This window comes from Bacillus sp. TE8-1 (genome assembly GCF_008368855.1).
Taxonomy (GTDB): domain Bacteria; phylum Bacillota; class Bacilli; order Bacillales; family Bacillaceae_G; genus Bacillus_A; species Bacillus_A cereus.
Genome location: NZ_QPET01000012.1, coordinates 77,844 through 100,698, shown reverse-complemented (window position 1 = coordinate 100,698; position 22,855 = coordinate 77,844). Strand labels below are relative to the sequence as shown.

Here is a 22,855-nt window from a genome sequence, read left to right as displayed (position 1 = left end):
ATTAATTAACTTTGGACATCTCCAGTATCTCCTTGCGCTAAAAAAATCATTTAATTACATCTTATTATTTTCATGTTGCACAAATATCAAAATTATTACTAGCAATTGTTAAAAGCGCACCATCATATTGGATAAATGCACACGCCGATGATGGAACTAATTCGATTTGTGGTACAACACATTCTCCCATTAAACACTTCATCAATTTACTTTGATTTATTTCCTCTAGTTTAATACCAACGCTATTTCCTAAACTGATAATAGCAAAAGTATTTTCTATACTTACACCATAAAAATACTTGATTATATATGATACTTCTGTCCTTGGGATAGAATCAAAAACAAAGAAAATGTTCCTTCTTCCCGAATCAAAAACTGTGTAGGAAATGTTTTTAGACTCTATTTCTTCTTTCACATTTTTTTCCTCAGATTTATCTACATGTACAATAAACTGATTAATCCTCTCTTGAACAAGTAAACTTAAATTATCAACATTACGATTATAATCATCAAATAAATCTGTTTCATAAATATCAGTTACATTACTAATACGGTATATATTTGCATCTTCAATACGTTGAACCTTTTCGAATGTAAACTCCATAATACACCTTCTTTTCTCTCAAAGTCATATTTATCCCTATTCCATCCTACTATTCTCATTTAATAATATTAAGTTTATCTATTCCTATTTGTTTTTATAAATCAATAATAATTTAATTCTCCTCACAGAGAATCCGCTTTTCACCTTATAATACGCTACTTGTAGAGTATGCATACCGTTCCCTTTTTCATATCTCTTTCGTATAACGGATTAATGTTGTCTCCATTAAAATCAAAATTTCGAATTATAGGCATTTAAATCCCTAGCTTCTTTAAAGTAATTTCTAAATTTATCATCAATATTTATATCGTTACTTAATAACAACATCAAACTGGAATCCCAACAAACAATTTCAAGTTTTGCTTGAGGGTGCTGAATATTTGGACTTGGTACCCAGAGCCCTTCGTTTCCATTTGCATAGGGCTCTACAAGCAAATTATGAATATCAATGTTTATAGACTTATCAAACGCAGATAGTACGCCCCAAATAAATTGAGGATTATATTTTTTTACGAGATTTGAAAGATCTTCACCTGCTATCCAAACTATTGGATACGACATTTTAGGATAATCTCGGATAAGTTTCTCTTCCTGATGTGCGACAATCTCCATGTCTGTTATAAGCCAATTAAACTCTTTTTCCCTACCTTGAAATGAGTCAAAAACGGAAGCTAAAACTGTATGTTTAGATCCATGTAAAATGAAGTTCATCCAATCCCTCCAATTAGTAACAATCGATAAGTTAGCCTTCTTGAACTTATTATGTGTAGATAATTAAACAAATACCAATGAATACTGTTACTATACACAATATAATAGTTGTTGCAGTATCTAGCAAAATGCTTACGGCTAGGAAAATTATTGATTTAAGGGCAAAAGAAGGTCCTTTTTCTTTCCATTGCCGATAGATTTGTATCATTGCATAAATTAATGGAATCATACCACCTATAATCAGAATAATCCCTATTATTTTCTCCATGTTTCCTCTCCTTTTAAAGATTCGAATCAATAAATATACTATATAATCATACGCCCTCAGAATATATCCTTATATTTTTGGAGTTATTCTACACATGCAAAACTCTCTAATCATAGCTACGCTCGTATTAAGCGCATTGTTAAAAATTATATAATCTTTCATTCTGTAATTAACGGAACTTTCCATCTGCTAAAAACGTTGCCATACAGCTTAACATTTTCTAAGGTATTAAATTTCCTAAGATATCAATTAGCTCTTCTAATGCTCTTCCCAAATCGTTTATATTGTCTCGTTTATCAAAACTTTTTTCCATTAATTCATCTACTATAATATCTCTCAATTTATTTATTTTTTCAGTTTCTATCATACTTAAGTCTTCATAAACATTTAACCATAGTAAATGTTTATTTTGTGATTCTAATGTCTGTTTCAATAAAATGTGCATCTCTTTATTTAATTTAAACAACCTTATCTTCTCCTTTCCCAGTTTATTTTGAACCCTTAGCAAAAGTTGTAATTACTTTACCTTTTTTATTTAAAACTACTACAGCCTGTTTACTAGTAGATTTAGTTCTACCGCCACTTTGTATAACTTTTTCGCCAGTTTTAACAGCATTTAAAATCACCTTAGATGATACTCCTACACCATCACGACTAATTGCCTATACCATTTCTTTTCTTTCATAAACTCACCTCGCTGAAATATTTTTCAACACAATAATGTTACATATCCAAATCTAAATAAAAAAAGAGTAAAGTAAATACAGTTTAAAAATAAATACATCTATCATAAAAAAGAAAAAACGATTTCTTATCTCATTAATGCTTGTAGTATCCCAATCCATTTAACGATTGATAAAATAAGACAAGGGCTTTTTTGGAATCATCGGTTAAACTTGCAATTTAGTTGAAGAAGGAACAAACTGATGATGCGGAAAAACGCAGTATATAGAAGACTATGTAAGGAGTTTGTCATATGATTGATAACAGAATTTCGAAAGATTATGATCATGAAATAGATGATTCTTTAAAAGAAATTACAGATACAACCATCTTACTTAATTTTCAAAAAGCGATTGTAAGTTTATATCCTCATCTAATACCAATTCATGCTTTTGCCTATGACGCATGGGATGATATTGTAATGCCATTGTTTTATGAGATGGTATATAAAACTTTTGCTTTTAAATACGGGATAGATATTAACTTTAAAGAAACTCATACCTATATGTTTTCGCTTAATAGTTATAAAGGAATACATCACATCGAGTGTGTTCCAAAGTGCACGACATTTAAGATTTATATTAACGAAGAATGGATTGAAATGGATAATAAAAGTTTGAAAGAAAATGTATTTGTATTTAAGTCATTTGGGGATGGATTGCATTTTCTAACTGGTGGAATTGAAATTGAAGATGCTTATCGTGTAGGATTTGACCTTGTTGAGGTTGATATTGTTTCTACCATAACAGGTCTTCCATCTAAAACAAGTATTTTTATTGATAAAGAGCATGTAGACTTTGTGTTTGTTGCAGAAACATATGATACAAATATCCAAAATTAAAAATTTTATGTAAGAACGTAGGAAGAATATCTTCATTACTACTCGTATCAAATAGTTGTTTGAACACGCTCCGCTATTATATATACAAACTTCCTACTACATTTCATATGAGAAAAAGTTATTACGATAAACAAAGAAAAGGTCTCCTAAAATATCTTTTAGGAGACCTTTTCTTATTAATAGATTTTGTAATTTAAGAGTGAACACTCTTAAATTACAAAATCCTCCGGAATAAACACTTTCACTTCTTTCGGCTGTACGTATACGCAATCACCCGCTTGAATGTTCAGCTGCTTGAACTGTTCTTTCGTAATTTCTGCTTCTAAATATTCATCTGTTCCGTCTCGTTTTAATTCTACATATACGACATTTCCGACCGCGTGAGAATAAGATACTTTTGCCGGGATTGCATCTATGCTTTGTTTCGTACGAGAGATTGATAAGTCATGCGGCCTTACGTAGGCTATTCCGTCTACGTTGGAAACGTGCTTATGCTCTGGTGCTTCTAGTTCGACCGATCCTACATTTAGCTTTCCTTTATGAACGCGGCCGTGAAATAAATTTACATTTCCTAAAAAGTCATATACAAACGGACTTGCTGGGTTTTCATATACTTCTTCCGGTGTTCCCATTTGTTCAATGCAGCCTTCATTCATTACAACGATGCGGTCTGCAACGTCTAACGCCTCTTCTTGATCATGTGTTACGAATACGCTCGTAATTTGAAATTCGTCATGTAATTTCCGGAGCCATCTTCGTAATTCTTTTCTCACCTTTGCATCGAGTGCACCGAACGGTTCATCAAGTAATAAAATTTTCGGTTCGACTGCAAGTGCCCGGGCTAGTGCAATACGTTGACGTTGTCCACCAGATAATTGCGCTGGATAACGTTTAGCAAAGCCATCCATTTTTACGAGCTTTAATAATTCTGTTACCTTTTCTTCTATCGCTTCTGCTGACGGTCTTAAGCTTTTCTTTCTTACTTTTAAACCGAAAGCGACATTCTCAAATACATTCATATGTTTAAAGAGCGCATAGTGCTGAAAGACGAAACCGACTTGCCTGTTTTTCACGTGAATGTCTGTTAAATCTTCTCCATCAAATGAAATAGAGCCTCCATCCGCTTCTTCTAATCCTGCAATAATGCGTAATAACGTCGTTTTCCCAGAACCTGACGGGCCTAATAAGGCAACAAGTTCGCCTTTTGGAATATCCAAATGAATGTCTGTTAGTGCTTGAAATGTACCATATTGCTTTGATACACCTTGAATTTGAATACTCACCGTAATCCCCCTCTTATTGTCGTTTTTCCATTCGCCATTCAATCCAGTTTTTTATAACGAGTGTAAACACTGCAATTAATGACATTAACGTCGCTACTGCAAATGCTGCTGAAAATTGATATTCATTGTACAAAATTTCAATATGGAGCGGCATCGTGTTCGTAATGCCACGCACGTGACCTGATACGACAGAAACGGCTCCAAACTCACCGATAGCACGGGCATTACATAGAATCATGCCGTATAAAAGACCCCATTTTATATTTGGAAGCGTAACGCGCCAAAACATTTTCCAGCCACTTGCGCCAAGTGATAAAGCTGCCTCTTCTTCACTTTTCCCTTGCGCCTGCATAATCGGAATTAATTCACGTGCAACGAACGGGAAGGTTACAAAGATTGTTGCGATAATAATGCCTGGTACAGAGAAAATGAGTTTCACTCCATGTTCAAGTAACCATTCGCCAAGAGCACCCCTCGGTGTGAAAAGTAAAACGAATACTAATCCTGCGATAACTGGTGACACAGCAAACGGCAGTTCAATAAGAGAGAGTAATACTTGTTTTCCTTTAAACTGAAACTTTGTAATAAGCCACGCGGCCGCTACCCCAAATATCGTATTAAGAGGCACAACGATTAACGTAACGAGAAGCGTTAATCTAATTGCTGAAAATGCTTCTTGATCTGTAATAGCGGCAATGTATACATCCATCCCTCTTTCAAAGGCTTTTAGAAAAATAGTTATGAGTGGCAGTAATAGAAAGAGAGATAAAAATAAAACTGTAATCGTAATTAATACGCCTGGTACAAGCTTAGATTCTTTTTTAGCTGATACGCTTTTTACTATTTTCTTTTCTAATAATGTTGGTTCCATTTCCTCTCCCCCTATTCACTTTTTAGTTCATGCCTTCTACTCCAGCTTTGAATCATATTAATAAGGAGAAGGAAAAGGAGAGAAATAATAAGCATCACGGTCGCTACAGCTGTTGCCCCCGCATAATCATATTGTTCTAGTTTCGTCATAATCATCAGTGGTGCAATTTCTGTTTTCATCGGCATATTACCTGCGATGAAAACGACAGATCCGTATTCTCCTAATGCTCTTGCAAATGCGAGTGAAAAACCGGCAAGAAGAGCGGGAAAGATTTCTGGTAAAATGATTTTCACAAATATTTGCAAGCGGGATGCACCTAAACTCGAAGCTGCCTCTTCTACTTCTTTATCAATATTTTGCAGTACTGGTTGCACCATTCGAACAACAAATGGTAAACCGATAAAAGTAAGCGCAACGATAATTCCGAGTGGTGTAAAAGCTACTTTTATATGAAACAGACTAAATATTTTCCCAATCCATCCATTTTCCGCATAAAGCGTTGTAAGTGTAATACCAGCTACAGCTGTCGGAAGTGCAAACGGTAAATCAATGAGTCCATCTAATAGTCGTTTCCCTGGAAATTTGTAGCGTACGAGCACCCAAGCTATTAATAAACCGAAAATGGCATTTACAATAGCAGCTGCAAATGAAGTTGTAAAACTAACTTGATAGGAATGCAACACACGCTCGTTCGTTATAACCCCAGCGAACTTCTTCCAACCTAACTGTGAAGTTTGAATAAATATGATAGAAAGTGGTATAAGTACGAATAAACTCATGTACAACATTGTAAATCCAAGCGATAATCCAAACCCTGGTAAAACACGTTTCTTCCTCATCCTCTTTCACCTCATCCCCCTTTAGCAGTACGCATTATTTTTGATAAATTTTATCGAATACGCCGCCGTCATTAAAGTGTTTCTCCTGTGCTTTTTTCCAACCACCAAATAGTTCATCTACAGTAAATAATTGAACTTTCGGAAATTGGGATGCATATTTTTCTGCTACTTTTTCATTACGCGGACGATAAAAGTTTTTTGCCGCAATTTCCTGTCCTTTTTCTGAGTACAAATATTCGAGATACCCTTCTGCTACTTTTTTCGTTCCTTTTTTATCAACGACTTTATCTACAACCGCTACTGGTGGTTCTGCAAGTACACTAATAGAAGGGGTTACAATTTCAAATTTATCTTTTCCAAGCTCTTTTTGGGATAATAACGCTTCATTTTCCCATGCGATTAATACGTCACCAATTCCTTTTTCAACAAATGTTGTCGTTGCTCCGCGCGCTCCTGAATCTAATACTTCTACGTTTTTATAAATTTGGCTAACAAACTCTTTCGCCTTATCTTCACTATTATTATATTTTTTCAATGCGTATCCCCACGCCGCTAAATAGTTCCAACGTGCTCCGCCTGATGTTTTTGGGTTTGGTGTAATGACAGACACACCTTTTTTCGTTAAATCATCCCAGTCTTTAATACCTTTCGGGTTTCCTTTTCGAACAAGAAATACAATCGTTGACGTGTATGGAGTGGAATTATTCGCAAGTCGCTTCTGCCAATCTTCTGCTAGTTGTTTTTTCTTGCTAATGGCATCAATATCATAAGCAAGTGCTAGTGTAACAACGTCTGCTTCTAAGCCATCAATAACAGAGCGTGCTTGACTTCCAGATCCCCCATGTGATTGTTTTACATTTACTGTTTGCCCATGCTTCTCTTTCCAATACTTCGCAAAATCTTTATTAAAATCTTGATATAACTCCCTAGTTGGATCATAAGAAACATTTAAAAGCTCAACTGTTTTTTTATCTCCACTTCCTTCAGAATTACTAGTGGATGTTGCCGAACCACACCCTGATAAAAGTACAACTGCTGATAATAAAACACCTGTACTTTTCATAAACGCTGTCTTACCCCACTTTTTCATCGTTAAGCCCCCTTAGTTTATACAATAGAAAAAGGCACACAATATATTCACAAATGTGAACATTGTGCGCCTTCAGTTTATCTGATTAGCTTCTAATGTATTGTATTCGATTTCTTTTCATTTTAATTCTGTAATTCATATGTGTCAACTTGGAATTTGAATTTTCTTGCTAAACTAAAATATTGGCATACTTCGAGCCCAATGATTTTTCAAATCAGCAAATTCTTTTGGTAACTTACTATTTTCATTCCATTCTAATTTATATGTATTTACTAACAACGTAGCCATTGATTCACGGTTCATTACTCCATTTTGATTAAAATTACCGTTCTTATCATTTTCAGAGTTCATCCATAATTTCACAAATAAGATATTGCACTCGCCGTAAGCGTTAATCCCTTCTGTTCTATGTATATCTCCTCCTTGTTGGTCATATGAAGCTTTAAATATATGGCACCACAGCTTAATCAATGCACAAAAAAATGAGGCAACCACCTTCAAAGATGGTTGCCTCATTTTTACACTTGCATCGCTTTCTCTCTCAATGCTCTTCTTAACAACTTACCCGTCGTATTCTTCGGTAATTCTATTAAAAACTCAATGCTTTTCGGCACTTTATATTTCGCTAAATGTAACGTACAGTAATGCATTAGTTCTTCTTCTGTTACGTTCGTTTGTTTCAGAACGACGTAAGCTCGCACTGCTTCTCCTAAGTTTTCATCAGGAACACCGATTACAACAACTTCCGCTACTGATTCGTGCGTATATAATACTTCTTCTACTTCACGAGGGTATACGTTATAACCGCCAACTAAGACGATATCTTTTTTACGATCAACGATATAGAAGTAACCTTCTTCATCCATTTTCGCCAAGTCACCTGTATATAGCCAGCCGTCTTTCAATGTCGCAGCTGTATCTTCTGGTGCATTATAGTATCCTTTCATAACGTTAGGTCCGCGAACGATTAATTCGCCGACTGCGCCGACAGGTACTTCTTCCCCAAGTTCATTTACAATTTTATTTTCTACATGCCAAATATTTGTGCCAATCGACCCTGGTTTACGAGGACGATCTAGCGGATTGAAACAAGTAACTGGTGATGCTTCTGATAAACCGTATCCTTCTGAAACAATAACGTTAAAACGTTTTTCAAAGTTTTGTAGAAGAGCAACAGGCATCGATGCACCACCGGAAATACAAAGACGAAGCGTCTTCACATCTTCTGCGCTTGCTTCTTCAAATAAATATAAATAATTGTACATCGTCGGTACGCCAGCAAAGATCGTTGGTTCGTACGTACGACAAATACGGAATACTTCTTTCGGACTAAATTTCGGTAACATTAAAATCGTTGCCCCGTTCACAATCGGTGCATTTACCGCAACTGTTAAACAGAATACATGGAACATAGGCAGTGCCGCAACAACACGGTCATCAGCCGTATATTGTAAATACGAAGCCACATCGCTCGCATTACTATATAAATTTTTATGTGTAAGCATAGCGCCTTTCGGTTTTCCAGTTGTGCCCGAAGTGTATAGGATAACCGCTACATCTTCTTCATCTAGTTCAGGACCTTCGTAAGTTGTATCTCCATTCCCCACAAAACTAGTAAACGTTTTCATTTTTTCGGTTTCTGTATGGTTAAAATCTGATGAGGTTTCGCATATGATGATGTTTTCTAATGAAGGAAGTCTTGTTGTAAGAGATTGTATAACAGGTAGAAGGACGTCGAGTACGATGATTGTTTTTACATCTCCATTTTGTAAAATATAATGCATTTCGTCTGCTGTATAAATTGGATTAACTGGAATAACAGTTGCTCCGGCTTTCATTGTTCCGTATAAACCGACCAAAAAATGTGGTGAGTTCCCAACAACTAATGCGACATTGTCCCCTTTTCCAATGCCCATTTCTGCTAAATTGCCAGAAAACCTTGTGACCATTTTGTTTAATTGGTCATATGAGACCGACTGATCCATAAATATATAAGCCGGTTTATCCCCCTTCTTTTTTGCCGTTTCAGCCAAAGATTGAACGAGATTCACAAAAACCCCACCTTTATAAAATTTAGAATATTTAAAAATTCTAAATTAATTATATTAAAAGAAAATTAAAGTGGCAAGTGATATTCTATTAACTGCATATAGACAGACCACCTTCTCTTAGTTTACTTTGGAAAAATAAGGGGATTTTATTTGTAAGTAATTTATGAAACTAGACCAGAAATCATTTTAGGATAATATGCATTCATCTTTTCTCTAAGTTTATTAAGTTCCTCTTTATTTAACGTCGTATGCTCGCCGTGCAAGTTAAGAGCGTCCGCTCCATCTTCATGAAAATACACCGTAACATATAACGTCGGTAACCCTTTGTTGTTTTCATCTATTGATAAGACGACATCTGGTGTTTTATTAACAGTGCTGAATGTTTCATTTCTTTTCCACTTCTTATTTTGAAACATGTCTTGTATATCATGTATCTTTCGTTTGTTATCTGTATGCGTAAAATATATAACATTATCCTCAGCCGGTTTTCCGATAGACAAAATTGTACGACTTGAGGGCAATCCACTGTTACACGCTGTCATTCCGATGACGAAGCTGAGTAATAATAAAACGTACATCACCCTTTTCATATCAATCCGCCTCCTTTTGAATATATATATTCCTTTATAAGAGGCAGATGTCCTGTGATTTTATGTTTTGTGGTAAATGAAATTATATGAGCGATTTTTCAGTTATATCAGCGCAGCTCGATTTATATCGGCGATTTTTCAAATATATCAGCGCAACTCAATTTATATCGGCGATTTTCCAAATATATCAGCGCAACTCGGTTTATATCGGCGATTTTTCAAATATATCGACTTACCGACAAAACCTGACAATCTACGCAAAAAGAAAGAGGCTGCCCGTTATGGAAGCCTCCCTCATTTTTAGAAGAATAAATGTAAGAAATCTTCTGTTGTAATGTTACCGAAGTAGCGTGCAATATCTACGCCTTCTAAAGCTGTAGTGAATGCATCTTTATCGAACTGAACGCCTGTTAGACGCTCTTCGATATCATGAACATCTAATGAACCGAAGAAGTCGCCGTAAATTTTACATTCTGTTACTGTTCCTTTTTTCACTTCAAGACGAACATCAACTTGTCCAACTGGGAAGCGGTGTGAATGTTGTAAGTTGAACTTCGGTGATTTTCCGTAGTTCCAATCCCAATTTTGGTAACGTTCTTCAGAAAGTTTGTGGATCTCTTTCCAATCATTTTCTGTTAATTCATACGTTGGGATTTCTGTTTCTCCTTCGAAAATTGTTTCTAGAAGAAGTTGTCTAAACTCCTCTGTCGTCATTTCTTCGTTTAGGAACTCTGTAATGTTCGCAACGCGGCTACGGATTGACTTAATTCCTTTTGATTGAATCTTATCCATTTTTACTTTTAACGCTGATACGACGTGATCGATTTCAGAATCAAATAGTAACGTACCGTGACTGAACATACGACCTTTCGTTGAGAACTGCGCGTTACCTGAAATTTTTCTACCTTCAGCTAAAATGTCGTTACGACCACTTAGTTCTGCATTTACACCTAATTTACTAAGCGCTTTCGTTACAGGCTCTGTGAATTTTTTGAAGTTGCTGAAACTGTCTCCATCATCTTTCGTAATAAAACTGAAGTTTAAGTTTCCTAAATCATGATATACTGCGCCTCCGCCTGATAGACGACGAACGACATGAATACCTTTTTCTTTTACATAATCCGCATTAATTTCTTCTACTGTGTTTTGGTTTTTACCAATGATAATCGAAGGCTCATTAATGTAAAACAGTAAATATGTTTCGTTAATATCTAAATTTTTCACACAATATTCTTCAATCGCTAAGTTTATTCTAGGATCTGTAATTCCTTTATTGTCAATAAATAACATCGTATCACCTCATGAGTTCCATACGTAGCCACTATGCGCTAGCGTAATGTGACCACTGAAAATTTGTTTTGCTTCTGTTACTAAATCAGATGGGTTGCCTGTATGCGGTAAGTGCGTTAATAAAAGTTCTTTTACATTCGCATCTTTTGCAATACTTGCTACTTCTGTACTATTCATATGCCCTGCTTTTGCAGCCTCTTGATGTGCATACATATTACACTCACAAATGAAAAGATCAGCATCTTTTGTGAATGGAATGAATTCAGGAATATAACTTGAATCAGCGCTGTATACTACAGCATCATCTCCAGCTGTAATACGCATCGCAAAGCATGTAACAGGATGAACAGTTTTTAAGAATGAAATCGAGAACGGTCCAATTTGAAGTGTTTCTTCTGGATTGTACGGGATTCCTTTCGTATGCGGTTCATGCGTTAAAGAATGGAATCCATTCTCATCAAATTTATGACCGTATATTGGTAGTTCTGATAGTTGCCTTGTTGTCGCACTCGTAATTAGTCTCGCATACTGCAATACCCCAATGTCTGCAACATGATCGTGATGATAGTGCGACAGTACAACTGCATCTATATCAGACGGTGTTATATATTTTTGAAGCTGTGCTAGTACACCACTACCACAGTCTACAAGTAAACGAAAACCATCGTGTTCAAACAAATACCCCGACGTTGCTTCTCCCGCTTCTGGAAAGCCGCCCCAAAAGCCGACAACAGTCATTTTCATATGTATCCATCCTTTCTAAAACCGAGTAGAAATGCATGTTTTGCTTACATCCTACATTGTTAACTATAATCCATTTCCTAAACTTTTTCATTAATTTTCAATTTTGTTATAAAACAGTTGTTGACTTTTATTTTTTGTACTAATACAATGATAGTAAGAAATGGAAATGGAGGGATTGACATGATCGATCAACCAATGGAGTTTTTTAGAAATTTACCGACGAAAACTTGTGCGCACTGCGGGAAAGAAATTGATGAGCAGCACGAAGCATACCATAACAAATGTGATGATTGCGTTCACGAAGAATAGTAGTTTGTGAACAGAAAAAAACCTAGCAGACATAGTCTACTAGGCTAATAACATCTTATCCTTCATCGTTGAACCTTTCACCAAGAGCTCCAGTTCAAACTCATACAATTCTTTTTTTCGATAATTTTTCGTATGAATTTTATCCATCATTAGATCGACAACTTTTCGGGCCATTTCATCAATTGGCTGTTCAATTGTCGTAATACCTGGTTCTGTAATCTGCGATAATATTTGATTATCAAAACCGATAACAGCGAGATCATCTGGAATGCTCCAGTTATGGCGTTTCGCCTCTGAGATAATTCCAGCTGCTACCTCATCGCCTCCTGCCAAAATCGCGGTAGGATTTTTTTTGTCCTTTAATACTTCATGGAATATTCGTTTTCCATCTTCCCAAGAGAAAGCGTTTTCAAGAAAGTCAATCGCTTCTACTTGGCGGCTCTTCTCAGTTATTGCACGTAAAAAGCCCATTTTTCGCTGCTGGCTAACGACTTTGGTTTCGTTACCACGGCAAAAAATAAGATTACGATATCCTTGATCTAACACATGCTTCGCAGCTATGTATGCTCCTTGCGCATGATCAAATTTCACTGTTGGAATATTTGCTTCCTCAATATATTCATTACACAACACGATTGGACCGTGCTGTAAGTATGGCTCTACATCTTCCCACGGATTTTCTAGTGAACATAGAATAATCCCATCTACTTGTTTCGTAGATAATAATTGTAAATACTCCATCTCTTTTTCCGGTAAATACCTTGTTTGACAAATAATCAGTTTATATTTATGTTCAGAAGCAGCAATCTCGATTGCTTCGATAAATCTACTGAAGAAAGGATTTGTAATCCTTGGAACGAGCACCGCAATTGTTTCCGTTTTTTGTTTACGAAGCCTTCTCGCCGCAGAATTAGGAACGAAGCCTAAATGCTTCATTGCTAATTGAACCCTTTTTTTCTTCTCATCTGAAACATATGGATGATTATTAATCACCCTAGAAACCGTTGTCCTTGATAACCCCGCTAATTTCGCCACGTCCTCTATAGTCGACACGAAATTCTCCCCCTTTGCATGAAAACGTTTTCTTAAATTGATTATATAGTATATTATTGGAAACTGCAATATCGGTTGTTATGATTTTACTATATTAATATTATACATAGGGAAAAGTCTGTTAATGCAGGGGCAATATACTGCTTTTAGAAATTTACGTTATGTACATTCCTTTTCTTAATACCATATATCCTTTATTCAATATAAAACCCCATCAATACGTCATCTCCATATGATCCATCTTCATATTTAATTTGCTTTCGTTGTCTGCCTTCTTCTACAAAGCCCATACGTTTGTACACTTTAATTGCCCGATCATTAACAGAAACTACACCTAAACAAATTTTCTCTAAACCTTTCTGCCCTTTCGCCCATCTAATAAGAAATTCAATTAATTTTGTGCCTATGCCTTGATTACAATACGCCTCTTTAATCCCCATTCCCATTCTGCCTGCGTGTTGTAACCGTTCTAGTTCATATCGGTTGAAAATTAAAAAGCCAACTACCTTCCCATCTACTTCATACACGATATAAAGATTACCTTTCTCATTACTTTTCCGTATCTTTTCTCTTTCTGCATTCATATCATTCGGTAACTTCTTTGGGGATACTATGAAAAATTTTGTAGTAGTTTCCGATAATATAATTTCTTTTCTAATATTCATAATTGCTTCTGCATCAGTCTCTTTTACTAACCGTATCATTGAATCACCTCGTACTTTTTCTTTTTAAAAATAATATTACAACTATAAAACGGCCAATATGCAATATTACATATTGAGAATCTTTTTACTCTTGATACAATATTCATATATCAAAATAAAAGGAATGTATACAATGAATCCAATCTTAACAGCTGCAAAACAACTATTACATAAAGAAGAAAATATTTTATCTACTTTAAAATGTTCACTTACTGGCTATATGATTACGCATAAAGTCCCGTATCCTGGCATGTTACTTGCTACTAATCAAAGACTTCTCTTTTTTAGCCAATATAAAAACACATTCATTGCCGAATTTGATTATGAAAAAATTCTATCCATAGAAACGAAGAGAAGAATCTTTGACAAAAAAATAATATTTTACTATGAAGATGAATATATAACGCTTGGGTACATTACAAGTTCGAATGTTGAAGCGTTCATAGACTTACTACAAAGAAACAGCAAGACTAGCACAGGCTTATAATCAGCGGGGATCCCCTCGCTGATTCATTATTTTAACTCCTCCCACTTCGTCCAAACTTCTCTCCCGTTTATACGGTACATATTATCCTCTCTATCCATAAACCTGTGTACAATAAATTCACGTCTAATTGTACAAAAATCATCATGATATTGTTTTATAAATGTATTAATTTCTTTTTCTGTATATTGATTTCCAGCATCTAACTTGCTAATTAAATGCTCTAACAATACTAGTTTCTTCTTCTTTTGACCTGGAATCGATTTTAAACGATCCTCTTTATCGAAAAAGTTACGAATGGTCGTATCACGGAATTTCATTTCACTTTCAGTCATTTTGTTGTCCTCCATCGATTTTTATGTACTAAAACTCTTTATTTGTCTTTACCGTTTTTCTTCATTCTTTTACTAATAACATCCATAAAGTAATACCCACTAATTAGCACATAGTAAACTACAAGTATTCCTAGTGCATCTTTCATATTTATATATTTTTCTTTATGAAACAAGATAGGTGAAAGGGCGTAAACAAGAAAGATGATTAGCGGATTTAAGACAAAATAATAAGTAAGATTTCCTTTCATCATACCAGCCCCTCTACTCTATGTTTCTCTGTAAATTGTTGTAATTCCTGTCCTTTTATTTAGCTATACATGAAATATGATGAAATTAAGGAGAAAAAGGGATACAAAACAACCATTACATTATGAAGAAAATATTTTATCCACTTTAAGTACAGTTGTACAACTTTCTTACAACTGTATTTCTTTTTCATTTTTACTCCTCTCATCTACACTTCTCTTAATGTATTTATTACTTTTACGTCTGTAACTTTTTATTCAAATTAATAAATTCATTATGGTAAATTATGTTATAATTTAATTATACATACTTTGGAGGGGAAATAGTGAAAAAAGCTATTATCGTATTCAGCATCCTATATCTTATTTTAACCGTACATACAGGAGCTGTTCTTTTAGGAAAAGAGGATTATAAAGGGACTATCAATACATTAAAGAAAACAAAGGAAACCACTTCCTTTCAATCTGCAAAAGACGGTGTGATTTTATTAAAAGGAACATTAACTACCGCGCAACCTATTACAGAGGAAAAACTTCAAAATAAAGAATTCGCACTCCTTGAAATTAATACATATAAACGACGAAAAGCAAATTGGATAAACATTAATACTGAGCAGCATATTGCAAAGCAACTCTTACTAAACAATGAGACTCTTCCTGCATTAAAAGAAATCCGCTTCTCAATGGAACCAATTACACTGTCAGGCAAAGATATTTCTGCCGAAGACTATTCACTAAAAAAGGATGATACCCAATTAACAATTAAAGGTAAAGGATACCGATACACCGGAATAGAAAACAAATCAGACGTTCTTATTTTTGGCATAAAAAAAGGAGATACACTTGAAGGTTATAGTGGCTCTGAAATTCTAATAGGAAAAACAAAAGAGGACATTTCCAGTAACATGAAACTATATACTTTTGCTGAAAAATATGGTCCATTTGTTTGGATTGTAGCTACAATTATCCTTATAAGTATTGCTATATACTTCTTCCGTAAAAATAGAAAAACAAATGAAATTTCTCAGCCTATAAAGTGAAACTTTAATCAGTAGGTGTTTTGTTCAGCCTCACTGATTATTAGCCCACACTAATCAGGCGTTTATTGGCAGTCTATCTCCCACCTAACTTCTTTTCTCTAGCCAAATTTTGAGGTGGGAGCCTTACTGCCCACAAATAGCGTGATAAAAAAAGACCAATAAAAAAGGCACCATTTCGGTACCTTTTTTATGTTCCTTATTTACGCTTCAACCGATTGATTTTCAGCAATATTTCTAAATTGTCGTTTATGCATCCAAGTTAATGAAGCGATTGTTCCAAGTGATAATACAACAATGAAGATCATGAGCATTCCAATGTTTTGCCACATGAAGTTAAAGTCTCCGCTTGATACGACTGCCTTCAATCCAGATACAGAGTATGTCATCGGTAACCAAGCATTGAATGGTTGTAAAAACTTCGGAATCAATTCTAGTGGGAATGTTCCGGCACTCGTTGTAAGCTGAATAATTAATGTGATGATGGCGATGAAACGGCCTGCATCACCGAATGCTGTTACTAAACATTGAATTAATGCGATAAACGCTAAACTTGTAATGATACTAAAGAGTATGAAGTATGGAATGCTTTGTACTTCTACACCCAATCCGAACAGTAATATAACATCTGCTACTATCGCTTGAATAATACCAACTGATAGTAGTACGCCGAACTTACTAATAAACCAACTAAACCCTGATTTCGGAACGCCGACTGTATCACGTAATGGATATACGATTGATAATAGTAATGCCCCAACGAATAAACCGAGTGATAAGAAGTACGGCGTAAATCCAGTTCCGTAGTTTGGAACTTCCGCCATTTTCTCCGTCTTCACTTTTACAGGACTTGCAAACATATCATACGTTTTATCCGTCCCTTTTACTTCACCAGTTTTTTCTGCTCCTTCGCCAAGTTTCTCTGCAAGTTCACCTGAACCATCGTTTACTTTTACGAGACCATCCGTTACTTTTCCTGATCCGTCTGCTAGTTTATTTACTCCGTCGATTAGCTGGGTTGAGCCATTTGATAATGTGCCTAAGCCTGTTGTTACTTGACCGGAACCGTTTGCTAACTTGTTTACTCCATCAACTAATTGACCTGTTCCTCCTGATAATGTGCCTAAGCCTGTTGTTACTTGACCGGAACCGTTTGCTAACTTGTTTACTCCATCAACTAGTTGACCTGTTCCCCCTGATAATGTGCCTAAGCCTGTTGTTACTTGGCCGGAGCCTTCTGTGACTTGACTAGCTCCCCCTGCTAACTGATTTATCCCCACTGCCATTTGATTGGCGCCGATAGATAATTCACCTAAACCACCATTTAGTTTTTCTAAACCATTTGTCACTTTTCCAGAGCCATCCGCTAATTGATTTACACCTGTAATTAATTGATTGGATCCTGTAGATAATTCACCTAAGCCACCAATTAGCTTACCTGCACCATTTTTCAATTCATTAACTCCACTTACAAGCTTCGGCCCATTTTCAGCCAATTTGCTAACACCAAAATTTAATTCTTTACTTCCCTCTGTTACATTATTTGCTCCAAGTTTTGCTACCCCTAATCCTTGACCAAATCCTTGGAAATTAGCAAGAAATTTATTTTGCTCTTTTGCTAATTTTTCGATACCAGCTACTAAACCATTTAGATTTTCTGGACTTGATACCTTTATTTGTGCTCCCTCTCTCTCCTCACTCATTACACTTTTTAACTCTAATACATTTTTATTTGCTGTATTTGTTGTCCCTACAAGTTCTGTTGATTTCTTTTGAACTGCCTCTGTGCTTTTCTTAACATTTGCTATAAATGGTTCTAACTTATCTTGATATTCTTGTGGGAGACTTGCGATTTGTTCTTTCAAAGCTGCAACATCTTTTGTCATTTGATTTGCATTCTCTACATTAGATAGCGAATCTTCTTTTAGTTGCCCAACGCTTTCCACTGTTTTATTTATCTCTGCATTTACTTGCTGTACTGTATTGGATGATTTCTGTTCATTTGATTGATTCGTTACAACACTGTGTACTTGATTATTTAAATCTTGCAAACCTTGCTGAATTTTTTGTGCGCCTTCTTCTAATTGATTTTTTGTACCATCTAGTTTCTCTAAACCACTTGAAAGTTCGCCTGTACCTTTTTCTAATTTGTTAGAGCCTGCAGACACACTTTTCAAGCCATTATTTAATTCAATAGATTTATCCTCTAATTCTTTTAAACCACCATACAATTGCCCTGATCCATCAGAAAGATTTCCTATCCCTTTTTGTAACTCACCCGATTTATTAACAAGTAAATTTAAACCACTATTAACTTGACTAGAACCACCGTAAAGCTGCCCTGCTCCATTTACTAGTTCAGTAATTCCACTCTTCATTTCTCCTGTTTTACCGTTTAATACATTTAAACCATTGGTTACTTTACTTGAGCCATCTGTTACCTGACCTGAGCCATCTAACAATTTATTAATACCTGTTTCCATCTCCCCTGATTTCCCTTGCAACGTATACAAACCAGATGTTACCTGACCTGAGCCATCTAACAGTTTATTAATACCAACTGTCATTTCCCCTGATTTTCCTTGCAACGTATAAAGGCCATCTGTCACTTTTCCAGAGCCATCTATTAACCTACCAACTCCATCCTTCATCTCCCCAGACTTCCCTTGAAGTGTATGAAGGCCATCCGTCACTTTACTTGAACCATCATGCAACTCACTTGATCCGTCGTGTAGTTTACTTGCCCCTTCCGCTCCATCTGCTAATCCTTTTGAGACGTCTTTAATAGAATCGAACATTTTCTCTGCATATGTTTTCGTTAACGTGCTTGATACTTCAGTTTTAATCTTTTCAATGGCTGTTCCTCCAATTTGTGAAGATAAGAAGTTTAAACTTTCGTTTGGAATGTACTCTAAGTTTAATGGCTTTGGATTGTCTTTTAGTAACGTTGTAGCGTTACTTGAGAAGTCATCTGGAATGCGCACTAACATGTAATACTTTCTACCTTCCATTCCTTTCTTCGCTTCTTTTTCACTTACGAACTCCCATTTAAAACTTTTATTATCTTTTAAATTATCAACGAGCCCTTTTCCGACCTCAATTGGTTTCCCATCAAATACTGCGCCTTTATCTAAATTGACTACTGCAACTGGTAAGTCATCTAACTGTTTATACGGATCCCAAAAGGCCCACAAAAACATCCCTGCATATAAAATCGGTACGAATAAGACCGCAATAATTGGAATTAATATTTTTTTACTTTTTATAATTTCCGTGAACTCTTTCCGAAGTAACTGATTCCCTTTCATAATTTCTCCCCCTTTTTATAAAATGACCAAAATGTTCATATAGTCATTTTTACCCAAACAAAAAGGCTATACTTGTTCATACATATGCCTTATCCCTGAATTTATTACTATGCAACTTTTTCTTATTATGATTATAATTTTTCTATATCCCCCCTTAACTTAAATATATGACCGCATTGTTCATTTGGTCATTTTTTATAAAATTAAAAGGATTATCTTAGTTTGACAATCCTTTTAATAAATAAAGTTCAAATAACTCTGCAATTTTTTCTTTTTCTAGCGGTTCGTGATTTTTTTCCCAATCAAAAATAAGCGATACATATAGACGAAGCATAATAAATGCTGTAATTTCTGGATCACATTTGCTAATTTCACCTTTTTCAATCGCAATCTTTAAATACGATTGAATAACAGAAACGATTTCCACATCAACTTGTTGCATAACTTCTTGTACTTCTTTCGTTCCCATATCGCGCTCTTCTTGAATTAATTTAATCATGAGCTGATGTTCTTTTCTAAATTCCAAGATGCTATATAATGCTCTATGTACATTTTCAAAAAATGAAACATCTGAACGAATTGCACTTTCTGCAACTTGCTTCATTTCTGTAATTAAATTAGAAATAATTTCACCAAATAGCTCTTCTTTATTTTTGAAAAAAGTATAAATCGTTCCTTTTCCTACATTCGCTAACTTCGCTACTTGATCCATCGTTGTTGCTTTATAACCGAACGCTGAAAAAGACTTTGTTGCAGCTTCAATAATAGAACGTTTTCGATCTATCGCCACATTGTCACCTCCAAAAATGACCAATTGGATAATATAGTCAATCAGTACATCTTTGATATTACCACACGCTTACATTCTATACAAGTTCTCTTTTTATTATTTCCAGTATAAAAAAATTTCAGTCAAGTTATATCATACTTTCCATAGTTTATCAGAAGAAAAGAGAAAAGGAAAAGATGTTCTAGAGATATACATCTTAAGAACACCTTTTTGCTATTTCAACATAGAAAGCATAATTTTCTCTAATTCTTCTTTATTTACATTCTTATCGAATACTGCTTCTCCTTGGTTCTCTAAACTATGATTAATAATAACGATTTGGTATGCACTATTTTTCCCTTTTGCTGGAACAATCATCTTCATACCTTGTAAATTACTATCCGAGTGATGAGTAGCGTAGAATATTTGATTCCCTTCTAGTTCGTACTTTTCTATATTTTCAGGCACTATAAACTGGTGGCTAAATGGGTCTTTGCTTTCCCCAAAAACTTGCGATTGAGAAATTGTATAATTTCCTTTTCCGTTCGTATATTCTAATTCAATAGTGAATTCCGGTTTTATCTTAAGATAATAATTCACTCTTTCGTCTTTTTGGGTATATCCTTTAATTGTATAAGTTGGCCTCTTGATTTGGAAATCAACATGTTGCTGCACTTCTTCAACTGTATATGTTAAATATTTCCCTACCTTATCCTCATAAGGAGTTGTTTTATTATGAATTTCTTTTAATTTTTCACGATTTTCTGTACTTAAGCGCTCTTCTTTCACCTCTTTTATATCCCCTTGGAAATTTTCGGGTAAGTTTAATCTAACTAATCCTTTTTTCTCGATCTGCAATACCTCTTTATATAACTGCACATAATTCTCAAACTCTTCCTTTGTTAAAGCTTTTTCAGCATGATATAAAAAGGCTGTTCGGTTTTCATATTGCCATTTTGACATCCCCCACTCTTTTCTCGCCTTTTCCTCTGTACCAAATAATGTATCTACAGCATTTTGGAAAGCATCCTTTGACTGCTCTACTTTATCCTCTTGCTTTTCTTTTCCTTCCGTTGTACGTGCGTTGAATAAAGAAAGGGATGCAATAGCAACTATAGCAATAACTCCAAGTAAAGAAAGACGATACGATTTCTTTTGGAATTTTTTAATCATAATGATTCTCCTTTTTAGTGTTCGTTTATTTCTACTTAAATTTGCTAGGCTTGGTACTTGATAGGAATAGTGTTGTAGAAGGGTAATAATTGTATGACCGTATGCAATTTGTTCCTCTTTATCTATAAAAGTAAGTGCATATGCATCACAGGCTAATTCTTGATCTTCTCGCATACAAAAATAGGCGTACCAAAGAATCGGATTGAACCAATTTAATAGGATTAAACTGTACATAATCCAATTTACAGCTACATCGTTTCTCTTAATATGAGCTAACTCATGGTAAAAGACATATTGTAATTGTTGTTTATTTAATACTTTCATATGTTTTTTTGATAGTAATACTTTCGGACGAAAGAAACTAAACACAGTTGGGCTCGCAATCTTTCCCGCTAGACGTAACGAAACTGCCTTCTTCATTTTCATAGATTGCTTACAGCGATTAAACACTGTAGCGACCTGTTCATCCGTAATATCCGGTTGTTTCTTTATGTACGAATATAAACGTCTATTTGTAAGAAACGTTATGACTGCTAATACGATTACCCCAGCTAGCCAAACATACAAAGCAAGTTTGTATAAAGAAAATGTAGTCTGTTTTTCCGAACTGACTTTTACTTCCGGTTCGCTAGTTTTTGTCACCATTTTAGAATTTGATTCCAATTCCACTTTACGGTCGCTTTCTATGTTTACTATATTCTCAGTAGCCGGCATATTTTTTGGAATAACTTCCGATACGCTAGAACTATAAGAAAGTAATGAGTAAATGCTATAAGAGCTATCTGGCGACCACGGTAAAAGGAGTCTTATCATTAATACGATCCACAGCATATATTGCCACCGGGGGGTTAATTTATTTCTAAATAGAACTTTTATACATAAAATAAATCCGACTAATATGCTAGCCATAAGTGACGTTTCTATAAGCCAATCAAAAAAATGAGGAAGGTATACATTTATAAGCGTGTTTATCATTTTTATCGATCCTTCCTCTTATTCTCCTCTGTCTTCTCATCTAAAATGCGTTTTAATTCATTAATATCTTCTGAAGATAATTTCTCCTCTTTTAAGAAATTAACAAGTAATGGCTTAAACGCTGCACCGCAAAAACGTTTTAGTAAAGATTTCGTTTCCACTTGCAAATAATTATCTTGTGATACTAACGGATAATAAGCATACATTCGCCCTTTATCTTGATGGTAAGAAACGGCTTCCTTTTGTACTAATCGATTAATTAATGTGCGGATTGTTTTCGGTTTCCAGTCCATTGCATCTTCCAGTTCTTCTATAATTTCATTCGCTGTTTGCGGAGAACTCGACCAAAGTACTTTCATAATTTCTAATTCCGCTTCAGATATTTTAGGTAATTGATTTGTCATCGTATGTTTCACTCCTAAGTATTACATTTGTAATCTATAATTAAGATTACAAATGTAATACTTAATTGTCAACCATATTTTAGAAAAATTAATTTCAGCTAAACCTTACTTCACAACAACAAAATTCCTCTTTTTCAAATAATCAAATAAAAAA

26 protein-coding genes are annotated in these 22,855 nt (G+C 34.9%); 4 read left to right on the top strand and 22 right to left on the bottom strand.

Features of this window, described 5'->3' with window-relative positions; translation table 11 throughout:
- Window positions 1-70 precede the first annotated feature (70 nt).
- From DN404_RS09915 to DN404_RS30500, 5 genes are all read right to left on the bottom strand, one after another.
- Window positions 71-604, bottom strand: a complete 534-nt coding sequence (locus DN404_RS09915; RefSeq protein ID WP_044306665.1) for a hypothetical protein — start codon at window positions 602-604, stop codon at window positions 71-73.
- 231 nt (window positions 605-835) lie between these two features.
- Entirely contained in the window at window positions 836-1,315 is a 480-nt protein-coding gene (locus tag DN404_RS09910; protein ID WP_098397827.1) for a hypothetical protein, read from the bottom strand.
- Window positions 1,316-1,364: 49 nt separating this feature from the next.
- Complete coding sequence (locus tag DN404_RS09905; RefSeq protein ID WP_000411162.1) at window positions 1,365-1,583, bottom strand: hypothetical protein; 219 nt, start codon at window positions 1,581-1,583, stop codon at window positions 1,365-1,367.
- A gap of 220 nt (window positions 1,584-1,803) precedes the next feature.
- Window positions 1,804-2,049 carry a hypothetical protein gene (locus tag DN404_RS09900; RefSeq protein WP_149215018.1) on the bottom strand — a complete coding sequence of 82 codons (246 nt, stop codon included), beginning with the start codon at window positions 2,047-2,049 and terminating at the stop codon, window positions 1,804-1,806.
- Window positions 2,050-2,071: 22 nt separating this feature from the next.
- Window positions 2,072-2,209: a hypothetical protein gene (locus tag DN404_RS30500; protein WP_000602520.1), complete on the bottom strand. Its 138-nt coding sequence runs from the start codon at window positions 2,207-2,209 to the stop codon at window positions 2,072-2,074.
- Window positions 2,210-2,559: 350 nt separating this feature from the next.
- Between DN404_RS30500 and DN404_RS09895 the strand changes: the two genes are divergently transcribed.
- A complete protein-coding gene (locus DN404_RS09895; RefSeq protein WP_000566764.1) occupies window positions 2,560-3,147 on the top strand; it encodes a hypothetical protein in 588 nt (195 codons plus the stop codon).
- 209 nt (window positions 3,148-3,356) lie between these two features.
- On the opposite strand, the gene DN404_RS09885 is transcribed toward DN404_RS09895, so the two are convergent.
- From DN404_RS09885 to DN404_RS09845, 9 genes are all read right to left on the bottom strand, one after another.
- A complete protein-coding gene (locus DN404_RS09885) occupies window positions 3,357-4,430 on the bottom strand; it encodes a sulfate/molybdate ABC transporter ATP-binding protein (protein ID WP_000027094.1) in 1,074 nt (357 codons plus the stop codon).
- Window positions 4,431-4,443: 13 nt separating this feature from the next.
- Window positions 4,444-5,301 (bottom strand): sulfate ABC transporter permease subunit CysW, encoded by an 858-nt coding sequence (gene cysW, locus DN404_RS09880; RefSeq protein ID WP_149215017.1) that lies wholly within the window; start codon window positions 5,299-5,301, stop codon window positions 4,444-4,446.
- Between the two features lie 11 nt (window positions 5,302-5,312).
- Window positions 5,313-6,140, bottom strand: a complete 828-nt coding sequence (gene cysT, locus DN404_RS09875) for a sulfate ABC transporter permease subunit CysT (protein WP_149215016.1) — start codon at window positions 6,138-6,140, stop codon at window positions 5,313-5,315.
- Between the two features lie 34 nt (window positions 6,141-6,174).
- Window positions 6,175-7,230, bottom strand: coding sequence for a sulfate ABC transporter substrate-binding protein (locus DN404_RS09870; protein ID WP_000758702.1), 1,056 nt, complete (start codon window positions 7,228-7,230; stop codon window positions 6,175-6,177).
- A gap of 174 nt (window positions 7,231-7,404) precedes the next feature.
- Window positions 7,405-7,581 carry a hypothetical protein gene (locus tag DN404_RS31310; RefSeq protein WP_044796109.1) on the bottom strand — a complete coding sequence of 59 codons (177 nt, stop codon included), beginning with the start codon at window positions 7,579-7,581 and terminating at the stop codon, window positions 7,405-7,407.
- 167 nt (window positions 7,582-7,748) lie between these two features.
- Window positions 7,749-9,281 carry a fatty acid--CoA ligase family protein gene (locus DN404_RS09860; RefSeq protein ID WP_149215015.1) on the bottom strand — a complete coding sequence of 511 codons (1,533 nt, stop codon included), beginning with the start codon at window positions 9,279-9,281 and terminating at the stop codon, window positions 7,749-7,751.
- A 161-nt stretch (window positions 9,282-9,442) separates the two neighbouring features.
- A complete protein-coding gene (locus tag DN404_RS09855) occupies window positions 9,443-9,871 on the bottom strand; it encodes a hypothetical protein (RefSeq protein ID WP_086412775.1) in 429 nt (142 codons plus the stop codon).
- Between the two features lie 300 nt (window positions 9,872-10,171).
- The gene (locus tag DN404_RS09850; protein ID WP_149215014.1) at window positions 10,172-11,161 is read right to left on the bottom strand and encodes a lipoate--protein ligase; all 990 of its coding nucleotides are present in this window, start codon (window positions 11,159-11,161) and stop codon (window positions 10,172-10,174) included.
- Window positions 11,162-11,170: 9 nt separating this feature from the next.
- Window positions 11,171-11,905 carry an MBL fold metallo-hydrolase gene (locus tag DN404_RS09845; RefSeq protein ID WP_149215013.1) on the bottom strand — a complete coding sequence of 245 codons (735 nt, stop codon included), beginning with the start codon at window positions 11,903-11,905 and terminating at the stop codon, window positions 11,171-11,173.
- Window positions 11,906-12,085: 180 nt separating this feature from the next.
- Here DN404_RS09845 and yhfH point away from each other — a divergent pair, with 180 nt between their 5' ends.
- Window positions 12,086-12,214, top strand: coding sequence for a protein YhfH (gene yhfH / locus DN404_RS09840; protein ID WP_000567010.1), 129 nt, complete (start codon window positions 12,086-12,088; stop codon window positions 12,212-12,214).
- 39 nt (window positions 12,215-12,253) lie between these two features.
- Here the strand turns inward: yhfH and DN404_RS09835 are convergent, their stop codons facing one another.
- The gene (locus tag DN404_RS09835) at window positions 12,254-13,267 is read right to left on the bottom strand and encodes a LacI family DNA-binding transcriptional regulator (RefSeq protein WP_000103715.1); all 1,014 of its coding nucleotides are present in this window, start codon (window positions 13,265-13,267) and stop codon (window positions 12,254-12,256) included.
- A 194-nt stretch (window positions 13,268-13,461) separates the two neighbouring features.
- On the bottom strand, window positions 13,462-13,971 hold the full coding sequence (locus tag DN404_RS09830) for a GNAT family N-acetyltransferase (RefSeq protein ID WP_149215012.1): 510 nt from the start codon (window positions 13,969-13,971) through the stop codon (window positions 13,462-13,464).
- A 133-nt stretch (window positions 13,972-14,104) separates the two neighbouring features.
- Here DN404_RS09830 and DN404_RS09825 point away from each other — a divergent pair, with 133 nt between their 5' ends.
- Window positions 14,105-14,458, top strand: a complete 354-nt coding sequence (locus DN404_RS09825; RefSeq protein WP_149215011.1) for a PH domain-containing protein — start codon at window positions 14,105-14,107, stop codon at window positions 14,456-14,458.
- A 26-nt stretch (window positions 14,459-14,484) separates the two neighbouring features.
- Here DN404_RS09825 and DN404_RS09820 read toward each other — a convergent pair whose 3' ends face one another.
- Together DN404_RS09820 and DN404_RS09815 are read right to left on the bottom strand one after the other, a co-directional pair.
- Window positions 14,485-14,790, bottom strand: a complete 306-nt coding sequence (locus DN404_RS09820) for a DUF2087 domain-containing protein (protein ID WP_000140286.1) — start codon at window positions 14,788-14,790, stop codon at window positions 14,485-14,487.
- Window positions 14,791-14,828: 38 nt separating this feature from the next.
- Window positions 14,829-15,041 carry a hypothetical protein gene (locus DN404_RS09815; protein ID WP_002182535.1) on the bottom strand — a complete coding sequence of 71 codons (213 nt, stop codon included), beginning with the start codon at window positions 15,039-15,041 and terminating at the stop codon, window positions 14,829-14,831.
- A 320-nt stretch (window positions 15,042-15,361) separates the two neighbouring features.
- On the opposite strand from DN404_RS09815, the gene DN404_RS09805 reads away from it, so the two are divergent.
- Window positions 15,362-16,075, top strand: coding sequence for a hypothetical protein (locus DN404_RS09805; protein ID WP_000709140.1), 714 nt, complete (start codon window positions 15,362-15,364; stop codon window positions 16,073-16,075).
- A 200-nt stretch (window positions 16,076-16,275) separates the two neighbouring features.
- On the opposite strand, the gene DN404_RS09800 is transcribed toward DN404_RS09805, so the two are convergent.
- The 4 genes from DN404_RS09800 to DN404_RS09785 form a co-directional block, all read right to left on the bottom strand.
- Entirely contained in the window at window positions 16,276-19,380 is a 3,105-nt protein-coding gene (locus DN404_RS09800) for a YhgE/Pip family protein (protein WP_149215010.1), read from the bottom strand.
- 217 nt (window positions 19,381-19,597) lie between these two features.
- Window positions 19,598-20,170 (bottom strand): TetR/AcrR family transcriptional regulator, encoded by a 573-nt coding sequence (locus DN404_RS09795; protein WP_000963381.1) that lies wholly within the window; start codon window positions 20,168-20,170, stop codon window positions 19,598-19,600.
- A 213-nt stretch (window positions 20,171-20,383) separates the two neighbouring features.
- Window positions 20,384-22,297, bottom strand: a complete 1,914-nt coding sequence (locus DN404_RS09790) for a M56 family metallopeptidase (protein ID WP_149215009.1) — start codon at window positions 22,295-22,297, stop codon at window positions 20,384-20,386.
- A 2-nt stretch (window positions 22,298-22,299) separates the two neighbouring features.
- Window positions 22,300-22,701: a BlaI/MecI/CopY family transcriptional regulator gene (locus DN404_RS09785; protein ID WP_000184509.1), complete on the bottom strand. Its 402-nt coding sequence runs from the start codon at window positions 22,699-22,701 to the stop codon at window positions 22,300-22,302.
- Between the last annotated feature and the right edge of the window lie 154 nt (window positions 22,702-22,855).

What these genes read in the sequence shown, in the direction of transcription:
- DN404_RS09915 (WP_044306665.1), bottom strand. Translation starts at nt 604, where the DNA reads ATGGAGTTTACATTCGAAAAGGTTCAACGTATTGAAGATGCAAATATA.
- DN404_RS09910 (WP_098397827.1), bottom strand. Translation starts at nt 1,315, where the DNA reads ATGAACTTCATTTTACATGGATCTAAACATACAGTTTTAGCTTCCGTT.
- DN404_RS09905 (WP_000411162.1), bottom strand. Translation starts at nt 1,583, where the DNA reads ATGGAGAAAATAATAGGGATTATTCTGATTATAGGTGGTATGATTCCA.
- DN404_RS09895 (WP_000566764.1), top strand. Translation starts at nt 2,560, where the DNA reads ATGATTGATAACAGAATTTCGAAAGATTATGATCATGAAATAGATGAT.
- cysW (WP_149215017.1), bottom strand. Translation starts at nt 5,301, where the DNA reads ATGGAACCAACATTATTAGAAAAGAAAATAGTAAAAAGCGTATCAGCT.
- cysT (WP_149215016.1), bottom strand. Translation starts at nt 6,140, where the DNA reads ATGAGGAAGAAACGTGTTTTACCAGGGTTTGGATTATCGCTTGGATTT.
- DN404_RS09870 (WP_000758702.1), bottom strand. Translation starts at nt 7,230, where the DNA reads ATGAAAAAGTGGGGTAAGACAGCGTTTATGAAAAGTACAGGTGTTTTA.
- DN404_RS31310 (WP_044796109.1), bottom strand. Translation starts at nt 7,581, where the DNA reads ATGAACTCTGAAAATGATAAGAACGGTAATTTTAATCAAAATGGAGTA.
- DN404_RS09855 (WP_086412775.1), bottom strand. Translation starts at nt 9,871, where the DNA reads ATGAAAAGGGTGATGTACGTTTTATTATTACTCAGCTTCGTCATCGGA.
- DN404_RS09850 (WP_149215014.1), bottom strand. Translation starts at nt 11,161, where the DNA reads ATGTTATTTATTGACAATAAAGGAATTACAGATCCTAGAATAAACTTA.
- DN404_RS09845 (WP_149215013.1), bottom strand. Translation starts at nt 11,905, where the DNA reads ATGAAAATGACTGTTGTCGGCTTTTGGGGCGGCTTTCCAGAAGCGGGA.
- yhfH (WP_000567010.1), top strand. Translation starts at nt 12,086, where the DNA reads ATGATCGATCAACCAATGGAGTTTTTTAGAAATTTACCGACGAAAACT.
- DN404_RS09830 (WP_149215012.1), bottom strand. Translation starts at nt 13,971, where the DNA reads ATGATACGGTTAGTAAAAGAGACTGATGCAGAAGCAATTATGAATATT.
- DN404_RS09825 (WP_149215011.1), top strand. Translation starts at nt 14,105, where the DNA reads ATGAATCCAATCTTAACAGCTGCAAAACAACTATTACATAAAGAAGAA.
- DN404_RS09820 (WP_000140286.1), bottom strand. Translation starts at nt 14,790, where the DNA reads ATGACTGAAAGTGAAATGAAATTCCGTGATACGACCATTCGTAACTTT.
- DN404_RS09815 (WP_002182535.1), bottom strand. Translation starts at nt 15,041, where the DNA reads ATGATGAAAGGAAATCTTACTTATTATTTTGTCTTAAATCCGCTAATC.
- DN404_RS09800 (WP_149215010.1), bottom strand. Translation starts at nt 19,380, where the DNA reads ATGAAAGGGAATCAGTTACTTCGGAAAGAGTTCACGGAAATTATAAAA.
- DN404_RS09790 (WP_149215009.1), bottom strand. Translation starts at nt 22,297, where the DNA reads ATGATAAACACGCTTATAAATGTATACCTTCCTCATTTTTTTGATTGG.
- DN404_RS09785 (WP_000184509.1), bottom strand. Translation starts at nt 22,701, where the DNA reads ATGACAAATCAATTACCTAAAATATCTGAAGCGGAATTAGAAATTATG.